This is a genomic window from Streptococcus sp. oral taxon 431 (assembly GCF_023115445.1).
In the GTDB taxonomy this organism is placed as follows: Bacteria; Bacillota; Bacilli; order Lactobacillales; family Streptococcaceae; genus Streptococcus.
Genome location: NZ_JALDUI010000001.1, coordinates 56,112 through 74,668, shown reverse-complemented (window position 1 = coordinate 74,668; position 18,557 = coordinate 56,112). Strand labels below are relative to the sequence as shown.

At 36.0% G+C, this 18,557-nt stretch carries 20 protein-coding genes and 1 other annotated feature; of the genes, 6 read left to right on the top strand and 14 right to left on the bottom strand.

Annotated features, from left to right (window positions below; translation table 11 throughout):
• Positions 1-129: 129 nt before the first annotated feature.
• The 10 genes from M1R56_RS00380 to rplJ all read right to left on the bottom strand — a co-directional run bounded on the left by M1R56_RS00380 (position 130) and on the right by rplJ (position 6,736).
• On the bottom strand, positions 130-552 hold the full coding sequence (locus M1R56_RS00380; RefSeq protein WP_248034163.1) for a hypothetical protein: 423 nt from the start codon (positions 550-552) through the stop codon (positions 130-132).
• A gap of 94 nt (positions 553-646) precedes the next feature.
• Positions 647-1,078, bottom strand: a complete 432-nt coding sequence (locus M1R56_RS00375; RefSeq protein WP_248034161.1) for a hypothetical protein — start codon at positions 1,076-1,078, stop codon at positions 647-649.
• 296 nt (positions 1,079-1,374) lie between these two features.
• Positions 1,375-1,791: an immunity 70 family protein gene (locus M1R56_RS00370; RefSeq protein ID WP_248034159.1), complete on the bottom strand. Its 417-nt coding sequence runs from the start codon at positions 1,789-1,791 to the stop codon at positions 1,375-1,377.
• A gap of 374 nt (positions 1,792-2,165) precedes the next feature.
• Positions 2,166-2,816: a DUF443 family protein gene (locus M1R56_RS00365; protein WP_248034157.1), complete on the bottom strand. Its 651-nt coding sequence runs from the start codon at positions 2,814-2,816 to the stop codon at positions 2,166-2,168.
• A 234-nt stretch (positions 2,817-3,050) separates the two neighbouring features.
• Positions 3,051-3,473 (bottom strand): SMI1/KNR4 family protein, encoded by a 423-nt coding sequence (locus tag M1R56_RS00360; RefSeq protein ID WP_248034155.1) that lies wholly within the window; start codon positions 3,471-3,473, stop codon positions 3,051-3,053.
• Between the two features lie 112 nt (positions 3,474-3,585).
• A complete protein-coding gene (locus M1R56_RS00355) occupies positions 3,586-3,972 on the bottom strand; it encodes a barstar family protein (protein WP_248034153.1) in 387 nt (128 codons plus the stop codon).
• A gap of 346 nt (positions 3,973-4,318) precedes the next feature.
• The gene (locus M1R56_RS00350; protein ID WP_248034151.1) at positions 4,319-5,077 is read right to left on the bottom strand and encodes a hypothetical protein; all 759 of its coding nucleotides are present in this window, start codon (positions 5,075-5,077) and stop codon (positions 4,319-4,321) included.
• Positions 5,078-5,328: 251 nt separating this feature from the next.
• Entirely contained in the window at positions 5,329-5,652 is a 324-nt protein-coding gene (locus tag M1R56_RS00345) for a DUF2185 domain-containing protein (protein ID WP_248034149.1), read from the bottom strand.
• Positions 5,653-5,794: 142 nt separating this feature from the next.
• Positions 5,795-6,160 carry a 50S ribosomal protein L7/L12 gene (gene rplL / locus M1R56_RS00340; RefSeq protein WP_075229428.1) on the bottom strand — a complete coding sequence of 122 codons (366 nt, stop codon included), beginning with the start codon at positions 6,158-6,160 and terminating at the stop codon, positions 5,795-5,797.
• A 75-nt stretch (positions 6,161-6,235) separates the two neighbouring features.
• Positions 6,236-6,736 (bottom strand): 50S ribosomal protein L10, encoded by a 501-nt coding sequence (gene rplJ / locus M1R56_RS00335; protein WP_070567620.1) that lies wholly within the window; start codon positions 6,734-6,736, stop codon positions 6,236-6,238.
• Positions 6,737-6,774: 38 nt separating this feature from the next.
• Positions 6,775-6,910: a sequence feature (ribosomal protein L10 leader region), on the bottom strand.
• Between the two features lie 410 nt (positions 6,911-7,320).
• Between rplJ and M1R56_RS00330 the strand changes: the two genes are divergently transcribed.
• Both M1R56_RS00330 and M1R56_RS00325 read left to right on the top strand, forming a co-directional pair.
• Complete coding sequence (locus M1R56_RS00330) at positions 7,321-7,848, top strand: hypothetical protein (protein WP_248034147.1); 528 nt, start codon at positions 7,321-7,323, stop codon at positions 7,846-7,848.
• An 18-nt stretch (positions 7,849-7,866) separates the two neighbouring features.
• Positions 7,867-8,382 (top strand): transcription repressor NadR, encoded by a 516-nt coding sequence (locus M1R56_RS00325; protein ID WP_248034146.1) that lies wholly within the window; start codon positions 7,867-7,869, stop codon positions 8,380-8,382.
• Here M1R56_RS00325 and M1R56_RS00320 read toward each other — a convergent pair.
• The 4 genes from M1R56_RS00320 to uvrB all read right to left on the bottom strand — a co-directional run bounded on the left by M1R56_RS00320 (position 8,379) and on the right by uvrB (position 13,467).
• Entirely contained in the window at positions 8,379-8,846 is a 468-nt protein-coding gene (locus M1R56_RS00320) for an 8-oxo-dGTP diphosphatase (RefSeq protein WP_248034144.1), read from the bottom strand. The genes M1R56_RS00325 and M1R56_RS00320 overlap by 4 nt on opposite strands.
• A 22-nt stretch (positions 8,847-8,868) precedes the next feature.
• On the bottom strand, positions 8,869-9,303 hold the full coding sequence (locus M1R56_RS00315; RefSeq protein WP_248034141.1) for a hypothetical protein: 435 nt from the start codon (positions 9,301-9,303) through the stop codon (positions 8,869-8,871).
• Between the two features lie 1,140 nt (positions 9,304-10,443).
• Positions 10,444-11,445: an acyltransferase family protein gene (locus M1R56_RS00310; protein ID WP_248034139.1), complete on the bottom strand. Its 1,002-nt coding sequence runs from the start codon at positions 11,443-11,445 to the stop codon at positions 10,444-10,446.
• Between the two features lie 33 nt (positions 11,446-11,478).
• Positions 11,479-13,467: an excinuclease ABC subunit UvrB gene (uvrB, locus tag M1R56_RS00305; protein ID WP_248034137.1), complete on the bottom strand. Its 1,989-nt coding sequence runs from the start codon at positions 13,465-13,467 to the stop codon at positions 11,479-11,481.
• A 180-nt stretch (positions 13,468-13,647) separates the two neighbouring features.
• Between uvrB and M1R56_RS00300 the strand changes: the two genes are divergently transcribed.
• From M1R56_RS00300 to zwf, 4 genes are all read left to right on the top strand, one after another.
• Entirely contained in the window at positions 13,648-15,822 is a 2,175-nt protein-coding gene (locus M1R56_RS00300; RefSeq protein WP_248034134.1) for an ABC transporter substrate-binding protein/permease, read from the top strand.
• Positions 15,822-16,562 (top strand): amino acid ABC transporter ATP-binding protein, encoded by a 741-nt coding sequence (locus M1R56_RS00295; protein WP_049503260.1) that lies wholly within the window; start codon positions 15,822-15,824, stop codon positions 16,560-16,562. Before M1R56_RS00300 ends, M1R56_RS00295 begins: the two co-directional genes overlap by 1 nt.
• A gap of 115 nt (positions 16,563-16,677) precedes the next feature.
• The gene (locus tag M1R56_RS00290) at positions 16,678-16,944 is read left to right on the top strand and encodes a hypothetical protein (RefSeq protein WP_248034132.1); all 267 of its coding nucleotides are present in this window, start codon (positions 16,678-16,680) and stop codon (positions 16,942-16,944) included.
• 113 nt (positions 16,945-17,057) lie between these two features.
• Positions 17,058-18,545 (top strand): glucose-6-phosphate dehydrogenase, encoded by a 1,488-nt coding sequence (zwf, locus tag M1R56_RS00285; protein WP_248034130.1) that lies wholly within the window; start codon positions 17,058-17,060, stop codon positions 18,543-18,545.
• Positions 18,546-18,557 lie beyond the last annotated feature (12 nt).

Genomic DNA, 18,557 nt, shown 5'->3' with positions numbered 1-18,557 from the left:
AACGATTTTAATTCTATTCATCCAGTTTTCTTCATATACCGATTTTGACTGAAGGGTCAGTCTTAATGATTTCTGCAAAAAGTTTTTAACTTAGAGTTTTTCTAGTTTAAACATTTATCATTATCAAATCTAAACCTTCCAAAAGAAGTTCTGTTCACTCACTAAAACCTTAGAGACTTGAATATCTTGGCATACAATCTCAATTAACATACTTGATAAAGTAATTGTAGCTTGTATCATATTATTTTTCTCTTCGATAAGTCTAATGTCATGCACAGTGTGAGACATGAGATTGTCAAATGGAATATCTTTCATATTGAAATTTCTTGTGTCAGTCTCACTTTCCCAACATGTCCAACCCGCGTCCGTCTCATAGTTTACCTTAAAGCACCGATAGAAAACTATCTCCCAGCAATACTGATCCGATTTACCATTTTCAACCTCGATATAAAGTCTACATTCATCTCCAAAAAATGAAGCTCTAAAGTCTAATGCATAGGCGTCCCAGTAGTTCGTACCCTCAATCTCTTCCTCTAGTTTTAAAATGTCCACGAGTCACTCCCCTTCAATTTTTGAATTAAAATCTAATAAAAAAATGTATACATCTATAGAATAAACGAGAAACGCTTGCTAATTCATTACATTTCTAGTTAATTTCATGATGCAATTTAATCTCTCTCCTATAGTCTTTTGAAAAAATTCTAGGCAAATTATTTCTAAAATACTTTAGATTTTCCAATTGAGTTTTGACATAAAATTGACATCGATGGAGCCCCTCGTCATTATCTGCTACTTCCATATCCACTTCAATATTTAACTCTTCTTTTTCATTAATAGGTGCAAAAGTAAAAACAAAATAACCACTTCCACCAACCCTATCATCTCCAAAAATGATCTTTCTTGCTAGATTAGGATTTTCTATATAGTCATCCATGGTCAGTAATACCTTCGTCATCTCATCCTCAAAGAGATAGCATACTTGATAAATTGTTAGAAACTTTGTTTCACAAGTAAGCCTAACTTCGCAAAATTTTTCCGATTCATCGAACCACTCACTTCGTAGTACTATATTATCCAATTTCTTCCCTCCTCTACACAATTACATATAACACATCACTCTATATTATAAAATTTAACAATAAAAATATGACCATAGATAGGTGATTCAGCGTTTAGCATTTAAACAAATAGTTTCCATGATAGTGTTTAATAAGTCAGATTTTATTTACAACCGTATTCAAAATGATGACATTTCAAAAATCTCCAAAATCAGTTTATTCTTTTACAACTTAGAGTCATTTGAAATAATAAAAATCGGAGTTTCAATAATTTTAATGGTTCATTGGATTTAAAAAATTTTTAGAAAATCCATCTTCAGATACTTTTTACAACTACATTTTGACCTTCCTCGAGTGCGAATCTAAAACAAGTTAACATGACTTCAAATAAGTCACTGCCTGAACTAGTTATGAAATATTGTGATAAATTTGTGATATGGGAAGCAATTTGATTACCCCAAGGAGGAGTGACTGACAAATCTTCAAAATCCCATATGATGTCGTGAGGTGGAAATTTTTTCAACTCTTCTTGGATAGATAACAACTCTGCTATTCCACTCTCAATGTCTTCCAAAGGAATATCGCCAAAATAAAGTTTATTCATGATAACGGGGTACTTACTTCCCCAGTCTTTATTCTCCAACTGAACATAAATAGTCGAAAAGAATGAATTAAAAAAGCTCCCTTCTCCTACTGTCCACCAATTATAACCTACCATTAAGCCTACAGACATAAAATCCACCTCCAAATTATTCTTAAATATTACTTCTACATCAACAGATGTCCTATTATTGTTAATAAAATCATCTGTCTACTGAAGATTAGCAAATGCTATCCCCTTATTCTATCTATTATGCGCTATCTCTAGCAAATTGTCTTTCCAATCTTTATGGTCGAGATCAAACTTTTATACATCTATGCTTTAATTGTCAATATCCTATTCAATCTTTAATTTCCTTTGATTTCCTAGGAGACCACTTTGCCAGATAAGTAAGATTATTGATTACTTTGGTCGTGTCTGACTAATTTATTTCTTAAACTTCCTCTAATATTCTTAACTGTAACCAATGGCATCGTACTAGTAATTTTAAAGATTAGATGGAATTTTTACTTAGATTTTAAAACTATCCGATATTCCTTTAAATCCCAGAAAGAGATATTGGCGAACATTACTATAAATAATAAAAACGGAATTATTCCTAATATAATAAAAGAATCAACTTCATCTGTTACCACAATAGTATAAACAGACCACAAGAGTAGAAATAAGAGGATGAAATAACCCATTATTTTACCAACTGCCATTTTCCAGTTAGCAGGGAACATTTTGACAAACACATAGGGTCGACCTTCGTAGTCGAGTGAAAGTCTTTTTTTATGAGAATATTGAAATCTAAACCCCAACACGAAAAATAAGATTATAAATAATAAACCGAATTTCGATACTGCTGCTACATTTGGAAGTTCAGGTAATAAAACCTTAACTAAATACCTCCTTAATAGTGTTGTACCGGAAATAATACATAAAGTTGCTCCTACAAACTGATACGGTTTTATATCAGAATAGGTTGAAGAAAGCAACGTCTTATATTCTTCAGGCTCTATACAATAACATTTATGAGCTCTAAAAAAAGCAAACAATGGAAAGAAAAGCAATAAAATACTAGCATCACAATCCAATAAGTAGTACTTGCTATTCCATTCAAAAACACGATATCTTACATTTTTATACAAGCTGTTTATAAGTACCAACTGCACTTTTACCTCCGTCCTAAGCACTTTTTAGGATCAAATAATGAGCCAGTCCCATTATCTATTTTACTTCCCAGCCAATCAAGTCCGTCATCAAGGCAAGCAATATTGTGATTATATTTTACAATAGTTACCACATCATCTACATAGCCAAAACAAAATCTTATCGACTGATGTTCTTTAGAATTCCTATCTATCATTATTGAGCATAATACCTACTTTTTTAGCTCAATAGATTCACTAGCCGTCTATTCTTTTTATGAGAAATTCAATAAAATCGCTAGCATAGTATTCTCCATCTCTAAAAACTGCTAACTCATTGGTCAAACTTTCCTGTTTTTGAAAATAAAACATGCCATCTTCCCCTTCACAGATGACTAATTGTTCAGAGTTACTAAATCCTTGCTTTCTATTCAGTTCGTTTATGTAAACAATATCACCTCCCACAACCGTATCAAAATCTAATCCATAAATACTGAATATTTCTTCTCCATAAATTTCTCCACCCATATAATTTTTCAGCCACCACTTATATGTTTCAGGAAAAGTAAAATGTAATCTTTCCTCAGCTTTTGTAATCCATTCATCAGAAACCCCCTCTCCAAACGGCCCAAAGTCCACACCACCAGTAGAAGCAATCTTCTTTTTTAATTCATCAATCATAATCCACCTATATTTATTTAAATTTTTTGAACTATTAGCATTTGTACAACTTGTCTAGCGATTATCTTCCTCACAGAAATGCTTGTATTTCTATCATATCAAACAATTAGTATTAATCTAGCAGATATACATTGAATGTTTTTCTTTTTCCATCAACTATATATCTTTCAACATCTTCTTTCCACCATGAAACTGTGTCAGATAATATTTCTAAAAAAATATTTTTAGAGTTTTCATCCTTGATAAAAAGATCTTTTGAATTGTTTATAAAAATATTAATCCTCTCTGGATGTATATAATTAGAACGCTGGAGTCTATCAGATAATGCATCCCAATTACCATCTTGAAGATCATCAATATTAAAACTTTTGGCTAATATCTCTATCGCATCTCTTTCACTTTGTACTTTTTTTCCATCAATATTTAGATTGAAATCATTAGAGCACTTAACCATTAAATTGTTTTTCTCTACCTTTGTTATTCTTCTATAAATATTCACTTAAAGTTCCCCTTCATAAACTGTTTAAAAATTTTTTCAAATTCATACTAGTATCACTTTTTTTATCCAGCACTCCGCAACTCTAGTAGTTCTTGTTTGCCTTTCTCCATTCCCATTCAAGCATTACTTTATACATTTTTGGGAATAATCTAATGGTTAACTTTTGATAAACGAAAGAGGCCTCTAGGAATCGATTAGTCATTCTACAACTCTTACTACAACCTTGATATGCTTATTAATATGTATATCGATAAAGTTCTTGGCTGTTAGGATTTGTTGGGGTATTGGGTGAATTTTCTAAAGTATTCAAGTCTATTACTAGAATCTCTGTTTTTTAACAATTTGGTTAGTCTTGAGCATCGCTCTCATAAACTAATAAATAGGCATTGTAATTTAAAGTATTTATAACCTTATAACTCGACAAAATAGATTGGGCAAGCCCCATAAATCCACCATTTAAAACTTGATAAACAAAATGATTTTCGGGATGAATAGTAGCTATATCTAACTCATATTCCGATTCAATTGAACGTAAATCCAGTCCTTCATCAATCAATCTAAAAGCAACATAATCGTCACATTTTATAAGTTTATCACTGATTTTCAAATAGAGTTCACCATCATTGGTTAAACTAGCTTCTACATAATATAAACCTTCCTCGATGTTCCCTACTTCACTTATTTTCAAAGGGACGCCCGATATTTTTTGCAGTTCAGTAGCTGTTTTTTCAAATTTAAATGTCAAGGAAACATTTATGAGTATTTCCATCATGCCTTTCTTAGAAAGAAAAACATAATGATTAAAATCATCAGCTGACCATATACCACAAGAACGATAACTAACTTCTTTCGATAATTTACTATCAAAAACTTGGTAGATTCCATAGCCATCAAGTTCATATTCTTTATTATATAGTTCGCTATACTTTTTACTAACAAACGATAGATACTTAATATAATTAACTGATAAATTGAATGTCTGGGTTCCATCAAATATCTGAACTATATCTGCATCTTGGGTTTCATGAGCAATCTGAAAGGCAAAATCCATGTACTCTGAAGAAATCGTATCCGTAAATAATTTTATTACTCTACACACTTTCATACCTCAATATCTCATTTTTATATCTCAAACGTCAATTTTGCTATTTTATCTGATGCTTTAAAACCTAAATCGGTTCTCTGACTATCATAATAGCTTGTGCATCAATTGTCAAGTTCAGATTTCTCTCAAACTTATTCTTTAGTAGGAATATTTCTCAGATAGTTTAGACCAAATCTATATAGTATCTATTTTAGCTTCATAGCACTCATCATTCTATGCAATAGTAAGTAGATGAAGTTGGCTTCAATACCCTAGTAAGATAATTTTTGACCACTATTTGTATCTATGAAATACTTCTTCTCACCTTCGTAAATAAGTATGAGTTCTGTTCCAATAGGCATGTTAAAAATTGATAATACCGCAGGTTCTATTTCAACAATTGTACTCCAGTCACATGTCGACATATTTTCAGCATGTGATAGATATTCTTCTGTATCTATTTCGGATAAAAAACGCCATCCGTTATCTAACTCATTAACACTGCTCTCGCGTAATATCCATTTTATATTCGCCTTATTTTCTAAAATATTATTCGATACTATTGAAGCACCTAATCCCATTCCTATTTTACTCACATTTGTCACCTCTATTTGTTTTAGTTAGTTCTCCACTTGAATTAGATAAGGTAAACAACTCAGATCCAAACCCCTATATATTCTATATATGATAAAAAAACCGAAGCGCAAGCTCCGGTTTTCATTTTTTATGGAAACTCTATTATTTAAGAGTAACTGAAGCTCCAGCTTCTTCCAATTTAGCTTTAAGTTCTTCAGCTTCTGCTGCTGCAACACCTTCTTTAACAAGTGCTGGTGCACCATCAACAAGTTCTTTAGCTTCTTTAAGACCAAGACCAGTGATTTCACGTACAACTTTGATAACGCCGACTTTTTTGTCGCCTGCAGCTGTCAATTCAACGTCAAATGAATCTTTAGCAGCTTCTTCAGCACCACCAGCAGCAGCTACAGCTACAGGAGCAGCTGCAGTTACACCAAATTCTTCTTCGATAGCTTTTACAAGGTCGTTCAATTCAAGGATTGAAGCTTCTTTAATTTCAGCAATAATGTTTTCAATGTTCAATGCCATTGTTATTTCCTCCAAATAAGTTTTAAAATTAGTTTTTATTTTTTTCGTAGCTAGGCTACGCTGCGTAGCTTAAGATTAAGCTGCGTCTTCTTTGCTTTCTGCAACCGCTTTGACTGCAAGAGCAACGTTGCGCACTGGCGCTTGAAGTACAGAAAGGAGCATAGAAAGAAGTCCTTCGCGGTTTGGAAGAGTTGCAAGAGCAACGATTTCTTCTTTTGATGCGACAGCGCCTTCGATTGCACCACCCTTGATTTCAAGTGCTTCAGCGTTTTTAGCAAAGTCGTTCAAGATTTTCGCTGGTGCGATAACATCTTCGTTAGAAAATGCTACTGCAGATGGTCCAACAAAAACAGATGCAAGATCTTCAAGACCAGCTTTTTCAGCTGCACGACGTAAGATTGAGTTTTTGATAACTTTATACTCAACTTCGCTTCCACGAAGCTCACGACGAAGAACTGTATCTTGTTCAACTGTCAAACCACGAGCGTCTACAACGACGATTGATGCAGCAGCTTTCATTTTCTCAGCTACTACGTCAACTAGTTCCGCTTTTTTAGCAATAATTGCTTCACTCATTAGTGTGTTCACCTCCGTAATTATTTTGCTTGGGGAATTTTTCCAAAAGAAAAACGCGCCCAAACCTAGACACGAAAGTACAATACGCTTCTTTTTACATGATACGTTTTGTCCTCGGTAGGATATTTATGAGTCTCGCTCCCCTACTGTCTTAGGCAGTTTTTTCAAACCGTCTATAAGTATAGCACATTGTAAATGATAAAGCAAGAGTTTTTTGCTGATTTTTTAAAAATTTCTTTTATCTTTATAATTACACTCTTATTAGAAAAATCTAGCTGTTTTTTTCTAGATTCCTTAGAGTTGACACCTCATTTTTTAAAATCATGTATAAAATGAACCACAGATGGATCACAATCTCAAAGCTAGAGCTCAAGAAAATGATTACTTTTAGTCAATTAAATACCTATCCAAAATTTTGTTAAGATTTCCTAGAAAACTAAACCTTACAGACTTCTCATAGATTCTTTACCATACTTTAACTGAAATTTTCTTTTAATGTAATTTTACCCCTTGACTTGATCAAAAATTTATTGTACTATACATCTGTATATACAGTTAAAATATACAGATAAAAAGGAGTTATTATGAACCCACAAAAGAAAACACAATTTATGACTTTTACAGCTATACTGACGGCTATCGCTATTTTGATCCCTTTGGTCATGCCCTTTAAAATTGTCATTCCTCCCGCTTCCTACACTTTAGGAAGTCACGTTGCTATCTTTATCGCTATGTTTCTCTCACCTTGGATGGCAATTTTTGTCATTATAGCTTCTAGTTTAGGATTTCTCATGGCTGGGTACCCCATTGTCATCGTACTTCGTGCCTTCTCTCACATCTTCTTTGGAAGTCTAGGTGCTTTCTATCTCCAAAAATATCCTCAAACCTTGGATAATGCCAAATCTTCTTTGCTTTTTAACTTTATCCTAGGTTTGGTTCATGCCATCGCTGAAGTTTTTGCATGTATTATCTTTTATGCAGGGACTGGAACCAATGTAGAAAATATGTTCTATGTCTTGTTTGTCTTGGTTGGATTTGGTACTATTATCCATAGTATGGTAGACTATTATCTAGCCTTGGCTGTTTATAAAGCATTGAGAAAACGCCGTTAAGCGTTAAGAAAGAAGAATATGACAAAAAATCGAAAAGAAGCACTTCTACAACTCTTAAAAGAAGCTCAAAAACCTCTAAACGGAAAAAGCTTAGCAGAACATTTTCATGTCACTCGCCAGATTATCGTTCAGGACATTGCTGTTCTTCGTGCAGATGGTGCTCCTATCTTATCAACCAATCGTGGCTATATTTATAAAGAAAGCAAAACCAGTCCGTATGTTCACAAGCTGTTTAAAGTAAAGCACGAGATGGAAGAAATCGGTCAAGAACTTCTAGCTATCGTCGATAATGGAGGACGTGTTCAGAATACCTTGATTGATCATCCTGTCTACGGTGAAATTGAAACCTTGCTCAAACTCTCTTGTCGTCGGGACGTTCAGCATTTTTTAGAGCAAGTCGAAAGGTCTGACTTTAGACCACTTTCTGAATTAACAGATGGCGTCCATTATCACCTAGTCGAAGCTGAAAACGAACAAGACCTCCTCTATATCCAGCAGGCCTTGGACAAATTAGGATATTTGGTAAAGGATTAGAAGATTTTCATTTCCCAATCGTCTTCTGTACGGCGAGGGTAGAAAAATTCAGACTTATCTGGTGCTTCCATCATTTCCATCAAGGGTAACATATCATAGGCCAGATCCAAATTTGGAATCTGGTCTTTTTGCACCCAAGAAACTTCCCCCTCATCTGAAGAGCGAAGGGTACCAGAGAACTCAGTCGCCTTATAACAAACGACAATATAGCGGCCACCTGTATCTAGTGGCCAATTTTTAATGCCGACCAGTTGAGGATTTTGAATCGTCAGACCTGTTTCCTCATATATTTCACGAATAACAGATTCTGCAAAAGCCTCTCCATTTTCAACATGGCCTCCTGGGAAGGCATAGCCAGACCAGCGGTTGCTTTCAGGCGATCGATACTGCATAACCACGCACTGATTTTCAAGATCTTCTATTAGACAAATATTAGTTAGAATGGTTAATTGTGCTCGAGACATACATAGACTCACTTTCTAATGTTTAATTTTCTATCTTATTCTTAACTTTAGACTTCATTATCAAAGGATTAACTAAATCGTGATATTCATGAATTTCATGGAGTAAGAATCCTCTGATGATTCTTATTTCATTTTTTTCCCTAATCACATAGTAGTCTAAATTGATAGGCATAGATGAATCTGGAACCGTGGAGAAAAATAAAAATATCATAAACCAGATTATGAGAGCAACGAATCCACTGAGAGCTTGAAAAATCAGATGATGCCATTGAAAGATTCTAGATTTATAAAAGATAGTCCACGGATGGATAAATAGGGTTAAACAAAGACCAAAGAACCAGAGATTCCACAAGACTGGTGTAAAGGCTAAACCAAAGAGGCCTAAGATAAAATGAAGCAGTACAAATACTAGGCACAAAAGGTAAATAATTCTAAATATAGTTAGATGTTTCATCATGATTGACTCCTTTTCTTTTCAATATATTTCATTACTAGAGTTATAATAGACGCCAAACTGAAAAAGATCAGATAGGTTGCTATAGGGAACCAGATATAGCGGTGATCTAGGGATAAGAGAGGAGGCAAAAGCCCCTTACTATTTTTCCCACCAACTCCTAAAAATAGATGAACTATTAAACCGATACTATTAAGATAGATAAATAATTCTGCATATCTTTGTATTGTCATCCTTGTCCTTGACAAGTCTAAGAACCAATAGTCAAATAATCTATAGACCAGACAAAAAAGATTTATATATATTGGAAAACTATAGTTGATATCTCTGTAGGGCGACGGAATAGGAAGGAGTTTAAAAACAAGATTGACACCTAGTCCTATTCCTAAGATTAGACCAAGGACCAGTAGGAAGCTTATAATTTTATGAGAATCCATCCAAAGCCGAAAACTTTCTTTCCTTGATAGATTCTTTTTTGTATTTGACTTTCTTTTGTTACTTTTATTTGATTGTATTTTTCCCATTTTCTTCTTTTCTCTTTTTCTTTTCAATATACTTGTAAATTATAATTGTCACAATAGGCACTAGAAAGAAAATGAAATAAGTAACGAGGGGAAACCAGATATAGCGATAGTCTAATGCCCATATCGGAAGTAATCTTGTTCCTCTTTTAGAGGTCATCCCAATCGTTAACTGGAATACACAAGCAATTCCGTTAGGATATAAAAACATTTCTGCAAAATTTCGCAAGGAAATCCAGTCTTTCCTAAAGGTACGAAGGAAAGTATGATAAGATGCATTCACCCAAAGGACGATATTTAAATAAAGTGGAAAACTATAATGCAGTTCCCGATAGGGACTTGGAATAAGGGTTGTTCCGTACAATAGACATAACATTCTTAGAGCAGAGCAGAAAAGAACAGAACGCTTGCATCAAGGATCCAGGTAATTGTTGAATGTAGCACAAACCACAGATTCATGCGGTCTAACCAACCTATTTTTCACTTTGATTTAGAATGCTTTTTGTGTGCACTAACATTCTTTCTCAATCGTTTCTTCTCTCTCCTTCTAATTCATCATAAACACATAAACATTCAACCTATTTAATACAAATTTTTTATCGTTAGGGAATAATTTTTGATCTTATAATTTACCAGAAATATATATAAATAGTTTTTTTCTTAAATACTCAATAAATGCACCTACAATAAATATTAGAAGTGTCATTAAGAGAATGATCGTGACAAATATAACGAATTTCTGTCCGTCAACTAAAGAATAAATGTTGGGTAAAATCCTTCTAAAAATCAGAGGGTGAACATGAAACAAATAGACTCCTAATGTTAATGGAGATAATGTTAAAACTATTTTTTTCAAAGTTAATGGAAAATTTTTGAGACTTAAAAATAGTAGAAATATTGATATTCCTTGAAGAATTACTGTTGGAGATGTATAACTTCTCCACTGTTCATAGCCAAGACTGTGCAATAGAAAAGTTAAACTTGTCAGTAAGATAATCATTCCAGCAACTTGCCAAACTTTAAAACGATTTTCAAAGTCTAATCTATTGATGATAGCTCCTATCATATAAAGGAGTATCATCCATAAAACACTATATCCACCCCACAATCCTAACGAATCTTGTTTAAATATTGTTGGAATAATAGAGAAATATACAAATCCACCACTAACAAAAAGTAATAACAATTCTTGTTTTACTGTTAATATAGCTTGATTTAAAAATGGAGCCACTAACATTAAACCGAAATAACAACTCATATACCAGTATTGACCATGGCTAATTGGCGTAAAAGCAGAGAGCCAATCGCTTAGTTTAACGGATGACTTTGAAAAAAGTGCGAATATTAATGTGATTGAAATCGTATAAAAAATGATTTGCAACCAAAAACTAAACATTTTTTTATAACTAAATTTAGAATGAAGTCCGACATAGCCACTGATTAAAATATAAATATTTACTGCCGAATAAGAAAATGCTTCTAAATAATTTGCAAAAATATAATAAAAATTCTTTTGAATGGCAAATTTTTCTAAAATTCCTCCCATGCCCAGAACATGTAGATTGCAAATCATCAGCATTGCTAAAATTCTACAAGCTTCAATTCCTAGGTGTCTATTTTTCATTAATATACCTTTCCACACTATTTATATAACTTCTCAATCTAACGCCTTGACTTCCAACATCATATCACGTATTTGCGCTGCCAACTCAAAGTCAAGCACTTCGACGGCTTCTTGCATTTGTTTTTCCAGTTTCTTGACTAGTTCTTTGCGCTCCTGTTTGTTGAGGCTATTGATATCAACTTCCTTGTCCTCTTCTTTAGCCACAGTTTTTGTGACAGAGATAAGGTCACGGATTTCCTTCTTAATAGTTTGTGGGACAATGCCGTGTTCTTCATTATAGGCCATCTGAATTTTACGACGACGAGCTGTTTCATCGATGGCTTTTTGCATAGACTGGGTCATAGTGTCAGCATACATGATGACATGCCCTTCACTATTACGGGCTGCACGTCCAATGGTCTGAATAAGACCACGTTCATTACGGAGAAAACCTTCCTTATCAGCATCGAGAATAGCAACCAGACTTACTTCAGGAACGTCAATCCCTTCACGAAGGAGATTGATTCCAACCAAGACATCAAAGACTCCTAATCGTAAATCTCGGATAATCTCTGTCCGCTCTAAAGTCTTGATATCCGAGTGCATGTATTTGACCTTGATCCCCATTTCTTTGAAATAGTCGGTCAAGTCTTCAGCCATTTTCTTAGTCAAGGTTGTAATAAAGGTCCGTTGGTTCTTTTCAACACGGGCATTGATTTCACCCAAAAGGTCATCAATCTGTCCCATAGTTGGACGGACTTCAACTTCTGGATCCAAAAGACCTGTCGGACGTATGATTTGCTCAATCACAGTGTCGGTCTGTTCCATCTCATAATCACCAGGTGTCGCTGAAACGTAGACAATCTGGTGGACATGACTTTCAAACTCTTCACGACGAAGGGGACGATTGTCCAAGGCAGAAGGTAAACGGAAACCATAATTAACCAACATTTCCTTCCGAGAACGGTCACCATTGTACATGCCCTTGATTTGCCCCATGGTCATGTGACTCTCATCAATCATAATCAGGAAATCATCAGGGAAGAAATCAAGAAGTGTGTACGGAGGCTCTCCTTCACTTCGACCATCCATGTGACGTGAGTAGTTTTCAACGCCGTTTGTATAGCCCATCTCACGGAGCATCTCAATGTCGTATTCTGTTCGTTGTTTCAAGCGTTGAGCTTCCAGCAGTTTACCTTCTTTCTCAAAGATAGCTAACTGCTCCTCCAACTCGGCCTCAATCTTGGCAATGGCAACTTCCATGTGGTCGTCATTGGTCACAAAGTGAGTCGCTGGGAAAATCGCCAAATGATCCACTTCTCCCAACACCTGACCTGTCAGAGCCTCAACTTCACGAATACGGTCAATTTCGTCTCCAAAAAATTCTACTCGAAAGGCATGCTCATCACGGGAAGCTGGGAAAATCTCTACCACATCCCCACGCACACGGAATCTTCCACGCTGAAAATCAATGTCATTGCGTTCGAACTGAATATCCACCAAGTCATTGAGCAGTTTATCTCGAGAAATCTCAAGACCCGGACGCAGACTTACGACGCTATCAGCATATTCCTTAGGCGAACCCAAACCATAAATACAAGATACAGATGCTACAACGATGACATCGTTACGCTCCAAGAGCGCTGATGTAGCGGAGTGACGAAGTTTATCAATCTCGTCATTAACAGAGCTATCCTTCTCTATGTAGGTATCACTAGACGGAACATAAGCTTCTGGCTGGTAATAATCATAGTAAGATACGAAGTACTCAACAGCATTTTCAGGGAAAAATTCTTTGAACTCCCCATAGAGCTGGCCCGCTAGGGTTTTATTGTGGGCGATGACCAGGGTCGGTTTATTGACCTGGGCAATGACCTGACTCATGGTATAGGTCTTCCCCGTACCAGTCGCCCCCATCAGGATTTGGGCCTTTTCTCCACCCTCGATATTATCCACCAACTGCTCAATGGCCTGTGGTTGGTCACCAGATGGCTGGTATTTAGAAACCAGTTTAAATTTGTTGTCTGTAATTCTATTGATCATAATTGCCTCATACATCTTTTCTATTCTTCTATTTTACCATAAAAAGGATCGACTTACTGATTCTCAACTTCTTGCCGCTTAGCATCCTATGTCACATCTTCTTACATAAAAACACTAAATATTTGCCAACTTTTTTATTTTCTGCTATAATGGGTAAATATTCTAAAAAGGAGACTAAACATGAAGAAAAAAATCCTTGCATTTTTATTATTTTTATTTCCCTTATTCTCTTTAGGCTATGTTAATGCGGACACTATCAAGATTGTTAGTGATACCGCTTATGCACCCTTTGAGTTTAAAGATACAGACCAGACTTATAAAGGAATTGATGTCGACATCATCAATAAAGTCGCTGAGATAAAAGGATGGAATATTCAAATGTCTTATCCAGGCTTTGATGCTGCTGTCAATGCGGTCCAAGCAGGGCAAGCAGATGCGATCATGGCTGGTATGACAAAAACCAAAGAACGTGAAAACGTCTTTACCATGTCTGATACATACTATGATACAAAAGTTGTCATCGCAACGACTAAGTCTAACAAAATCACTAAGTATGAAGAACTCAATGGTAAAACTGTTGGTGTAAAAAACGGTACTGCCGCACAACGTTTCCTAGAAAGCATCAAAGATAAATATGGATTCACTATCAAAACCTTTGATACTGGTGATTTGATGAATAACAGTCTCAGTACAGGGGCTGTAAATGCCATCATGGATGACAAACCAGTCATCGAGTACGCTATTAACCAAGGGCAAGATCTCAGTATCAACATGGACGGAGAAGCCGTTGGAAGCTTTGCTTTTGGAGTTAAAAAAGGTAGCAAGTACGAATACCTGGTTACAGAATTTAACGAAGCTTTAGCTCAGATGAAAAAAGATGGTAGCTTGGACAAAATTATCAATAAATGGACAAGTTCTTCTAAAACTAGTTCACAAGTAACTTCTCTCACTTCTACTACAAGCGCAGGGCAAAAAGCTACCCCAGTCAAATCAAAATACGTTATCGCAAGTGATTCTTCATTTGCACCATTTGTTTTCCAAAACTCAAGCAACCAGTACACTGGTATTGATATGGACTTGATCAAGGCTATTGCCGAAGACCAAGGTTTTGAAATTGAAATCACCAACCCAGGTTTTGACGCTGCTATTAACGCGGTTCAATCTGGTCAAGCTGATGGTATGATTGCTGGTATGTCTGTTACAGATGCTCGTAAAGAAACATTTGATTTCTCTGATTCTTACTATACAGCTAATACTATTCTTGGAGTTAAGGAATCAAGTACCATTTCTTCTTATGAAGATTTGAATGGTAAAACCGTTGGTGTAAAAAACGGTACTGCTTCTCAAACCTTCCTAACTGAAAATCAAAGCAAATATGGTTATAAAATTAAAACCTTTGCAGACGGTTCATCTATGTATGACAGCTTGAACACAGGTTCAATTGACGCTGTGATGGATGACGAACCAGTTCTTAAATACTCTATTAGCCAAGGGCAAAAATTAAAAACACCAATCGAAGGTACTCCAATCGGTGAAACTGCTTTTGCAGTTAAAAAGGGAAGCAATCCTGAATTGATTGAAATGTTCAACAACGGTCTTGCAAATCTTAAAGCAAGTGGTGAATTCCAAAAGATTCTTGATAAATACCTTGCAACTGATTCAACAAGTGAATCATCAACTGTTGACGAAACTACTATCTTGGGCTTGTTGAAAAACAACTACAAACAACTCCTAAGTGGACTTGGAATTACCCTTTCTCTAGCTTTGATTTCCTTTGCAATTGCGATTGTTATCGGGATTATCTTTGGTATGTTTAGCGTTAGTCCTTATAAATCACTTCGTATTATTTCAGAAATCTTTGTCGATGTGATTCGTGGTATTCCATTGATGATTCTTGCTGCCTTTATCTTCTGGGGAGTTCCTAACTTTATCGAATCCCTTACAGGCCAACAGAGTCCAATCAATGATTTTGTCGCTGGTACAATCGCCCTCTCGCTAAACTCAGCTGCCTACATCGCTGAAATTGTTCGCGGTGGTATTAAGGCTGTTCCTATAGGACAAATGGAAGCTAGTCGAAGCCTTGGTATCTCATACAGTAAAACCATGCGTAAGATTGTCTTGCCACAAGCAACCAAACTTATGCTTCCAAACTTCGTCAACCAATTTGTTATCGCACTTAAAGATACAACTATCGTATCTGCAATCGGTTTGGTCGAACTCTTCCAGACTGGTAAGATTATCATTGCTCGTAACTACCAAAGTTTCAAAATGTATGCAATTCTCGCAGTCTTCTATCTTGTGATTATCACTCTTCTTACTAGACTTGCAAAACGCTTAGAAAAGAGGATTCAATAATGGCTAAATTAAAAATCGATGTCGATAATTTACATAAACAATATGGTAAAAACAAAGTCCTTAAAGGAATCTCAGCAAAATTCTATGAAGGAGATGTTGTTTGTATCATTGGACCTTCTGGTTCAGGTAAATCAACTTTCTTGCGTAGCTTGAATCTCCTTGAAGAAGGTACAAAAGGTCATATCACGGTTAATGGTTATGATTTGACAGATAAAGCAACCAACGTGGACCACGTTCGTGAAAATGTCGGAATGGTGTTCCAGCACTTCAATCTATTCCCACACATGACGGTATTAGAAAATATCACTTTCGCACCAGTAGAGCATAAGTTGATGACTAAGGCCGAAGCTGAAAAATTGGGAATGGAACTCCTTGAAAAAGTTGGATTGGCTGATAAGGCTAATGCAAATCCTGAAAGCCTATCAGGTGGTCAAAAACAGCGTGTGGCTATCGCTCGCGGTCTAGCCATGAACCCTGATATCATGCTCTTTGACGAACCAACTTCTGCCCTTGACCCTGAGATGGTCGGTGACGTTCTTAACGTTATGAAGGAATTGGCTGAACAAGGCATGACCATGATCATCGTAACCCACGAAATGGGATTTGCCCGCAAAGTTGCCAATCGTGTTATCTTTACTGCAGATGGTGAATTCCTTGAGGACGGTACACCTGACCAAATCTTTGATAACCCACAACATCCTCGTCTTAAAGAATTTTTAGACAAGGTTCTAAACGCCTAGAAGAAGTTAGGCAAAAAGTCTTTATAATCAAAAAAACGCATTGTATCAGATATTAAAAACTTGATATTATGCGTTTTATTGTGGGAAAATTTACTTCGGTTTCTCCTAATACTCAATGAAAATCAAAGAGCAAACTAGGAAACTAGCCGCAGGTTGCTCAAAGCACTGCTTTGAGGTTGTAGATAGAACTGACGAAGTCAGCTCAAAACACTGTTTTGAGGTTGTAGATGAAACTGACGAAGTCAGCTCAAAACATGGTTTTGAGGTTGTAGATGAAACTGACGAAGTCAGTAACAATATATACGGTAAGGCGACGCTGACGTGGTTTGAAGAGATTTTCGAAGAGTATGAAATTGAGTTTTTGCCCAGGCTCTTAGTATAGACGTATTGGATTTTTGGATTTTTTAGAAAATTATGATAAAATAAGGGATATGAAAAATGGGGATTCCTCATGCCTAGTTTAACTAGGAAACAAAATAGAAATTAGGTAGCTAGATGTCATCAAAAGTTATTGTTACAATTTTCGGTGCAAGTGGGGATTTGGCCAAACGTAAGCTCTACCCTTCACTTTTTAGACTTTATAAATCAGGTAATCTTTCTGATCATTTTGCTGTTATTGGAACTGCTCGTAGACCTTGGAGTAAGGAGTATTTCGAATCTGTCGTTGTCGAATCTATTTTAGACTTGGCAGATAGTGTGGAAGAAGCTCAAGCATTTGCGAGTCATTTTTACTATCAAAGCCACGATGTTAATGACACTGAGCACTACATCGAACTACGCAAACTTCAGGCTGAATTAAACGAAAAATATCAGACTGAGCACAACAAGCTCTTCTTCCTCTCAATGGCACCTCAGTTCTTTGGTACCATTGCTAAACACCTCAAATCAGAGCAGATTGTTGATGGTAAGGGTTTTGAACGTTTGATCGTTGAGAAACCTTTTGGAACAGACTATGGGACTGCAAGCAAACTAAATGAAGAACTCCTAGCTACTTTTAACGAAGAGCAAATCTATCGTATCGACCACTATCTCGGTAAAGAAATGATTCAAAGCATTTTTGCCATTCGCTTTGCCAATATGATTTTTGAAAATGTTTGGAATCGTGAACACATCGATAACGTTCAGATTACCTTTGCAGAGCGTCTAGGTGTTGAAGAGCGTGGTGGCTACTATGATGAATCTGGTGCCCTTCGAGACATGGTTCAAAACCACACACTTCAGCTTCTGTCACTCCTTGCCATGGACAAGCCAGCAAGCTTTACCAAGGATGACATTCGCGCAGAGAAAATCAAAGTCTTTAAAAATCTTTACCACCCTACAGATGAGGAACTCAAAGAGCAATTCATCCGTGGTCAATATCGTTCTGGTAAAGTTGATGGCATGAAATACATCTCTTACCGTAGTGAACCAAATGTTAACCCTGAATCTATGACAGAAACCTTTGCTTCAGGTGCCTTCTTTGTTGACACTGATCGTTTCCGTGATGTACCTTTCTTCTTCCGTACAGGGAAACGCCTCACTGAAAAAGGAACACACGTAAACATTGTCTTCAAGCAAATGGATTCCATTTTCGGAGAACCACTAGCACCGAATGTGCTTACTATCTACATCCAACCAACTGAAGGATTCTCTCTCAGTCTTAACGGAAAAAAGGTTGGAGAAGAGTTTAGCCTTGCGCCAAATTCTCTTGACTATCGAACAGATGCGACTGCTACAGGTGCTTCACCAGATCCATATGAAAAACTGATCTACGATGTTTTGAACAATAACTCAACAAACTTTAGCCACTGGGATGAAGTGAGTGCATCATGGAAATTGATTGACCGTATTGAGAAGCTTTGGGATGAAAACGGTGCTCCACTCCATGACTACAAGGCTGGTAGTATGGGACCTCAAGCTAGCTTTGATTTACTTAAAAAATACGGAGCTGAGTGGACTTGGCAACCAGATATCGCCTATCGTAAAGATGGTCGTTTAGAATAATCAAAAACAATC